Source organism: Salinicola endophyticus, from assembly GCF_003206575.1.
GTDB lineage: Bacteria > Pseudomonadota > Gammaproteobacteria > Pseudomonadales > Halomonadaceae > Salinicola > Salinicola endophyticus.
The window spans coordinates 1-1,817 of record NZ_PZJO01000016.1; the positions used below are offsets into that span (position 1 = coordinate 1).

Annotated in this window: 1 tRNA gene and 1 rRNA gene; both read right to left on the reverse strand. The window is 56.1% G+C overall.

The window, feature by feature from the left end:
- Positions 1-4: 4 nt before the first annotated feature.
- Positions 5-81: transfer RNA gene (locus tag DOM66_RS19325), tRNA-Ile, on the reverse strand.
- Positions 82-174: 93 nt separating this feature from the next.
- A 16S ribosomal RNA gene (locus DOM66_RS19330) occupies positions 175-1,714 on the reverse strand.
- Positions 1,715-1,817 lie beyond the last annotated feature (103 nt).

Consider the following 1,817-nt stretch of genomic DNA (forward strand, 5'->3'; position numbering starts at 1 on the left):
AATTTGGTGGGTCTGGGCAGACTCGAACTGCCGACCTCACCCTTATCAGGGGTGCGCTCTAACCAACTGAGCTACAGACCCGGCTTACCACTGGGTCCGTGACCCAAACAGTCATTGCTCTTGGTCGATCAGGTAATTGATTGTGAGCGCTTATCTCGCGATCCGCTAATCGTTTAAGGAGGTGATCCAGCCGCAGGTTCCCCTACGGCTACCTTGTTACGACTTCACCCCAGTCATGAACCACACCGTGGTGATCGCTCCCCCGAAGGTTAAGCTAACCACTTCTGGTGCAGTCCACTCCCATGGTGTGACGGGCGGTGTGTACAAGGCCCGGGAACGTATTCACCGTGACATTCTGATTCACGATTACTAGCGATTCCGACTTCACGGAGTCGAGTTGCAGACTCCGATCCGGACTGAGGCCGGCTTTCTGGGATTCGCTCCACCTCGCGGTCTCGCAACCCTTTGTACCGGCCATTGTAGCACGTGTGTAGCCCTACCCGTAAGGGCCATGATGACTTGACGTCGTCCCCACCTTCCTCCGGTTTGTCACCGGCAGTCTCCCTAGAGTTCCCGACCGAATCGCTGGCAAATAGGGACAAGGGTTGCGCTCGTTACGGGACTTAACCCAACATTTCACAACACGAGCTGACGACAGCCATGCAGCACCTGTCTCAGAGTTCCCGAAGGCACCAAGGCATCTCTGCCAAGTTCTCTGGATGTCAAGGGTAGGTAAGGTTCTTCGCGTTGCATCGAATTAAACCACATGCTCCACCGCTTGTGCGGGCCCCCGTCAATTCATTTGAGTTTTAACCTTGCGGCCGTACTCCCCAGGCGGTCGACTTATCGCGTTAACTGCGCCACTAAGTCCTTAAAGGTCCCAACGGCTAGTCGACATCGTTTACGGCGTGGACTACCAGGGTATCTAATCCTGTTTGCTACCCACGCTTTCGCACCTCAGTGTCAGTGTCAGGCCAGAAGGCCGCCTTCGCCACTGGTATTCCTCCCGATCTCTACGCATTTCACCGCTACACCGGGAATTCTACCTTCCTCTCCTGCACTCTAGTCTGGCCGTTCCGGATGCCGTTCCCAGGTTGAGCCCGGGGCTTTCACAACCGGCGTGCCAAACCACCTACGCGCGCTTTACGCCCAGTAATTCCGATTAACGCTCGCACCCTCCGTATTACCGCGGCTGCTGGCACGGAGTTAGCCGGTGCTTCTTCTGCGAGTGATGTCCTTCTTGACGGGTATTGACCGCCAAGCCTTCTTCCTCGCTGAAAGTGCTTTACAACCCGAGGGCCTTCTTCACACACGCGGCATGGCTGGATCAGGCTTGCGCCCATTGTCCAATATTCCCCACTGCTGCCTCCCGTAGGAGTCTGGGCCGTGTCTCAGTCCCAGTGTGGCTGATCATCCTCTCAGACCAGCTACGGATCGTCGCCTTGGTGAGCCATTACCTCACCAACCAGCTAATCCGACATAGGCTCATCCGATAGCGCAAGGTCCGAAGATCCCCTGCTTTCTCCCGTAGGACGTATGCGGTATTAGCCTGGGTTTCCCCAGGTTATCCCCCACTACCGGGCAGATTCCTATGCATTACTCACCCGTCCGCCGCTCGCCACCAGGGAGCAAGCTCCCCGTGCTGCCGCTCGACTTGCATGTGTTAGGCCTGCCGCCAGCGTTCAATCTGAGCCATGATCAAACTCTTCAGTTAAAAGTCTGATAGTCCTTACCTCTTCCTCTGCCCGAAGGCGTCAGAAGTGAAGCGGACCAAACTTGGTTCAAGGTCAAACGAATCTTTGACGAGTCGCTTGCCT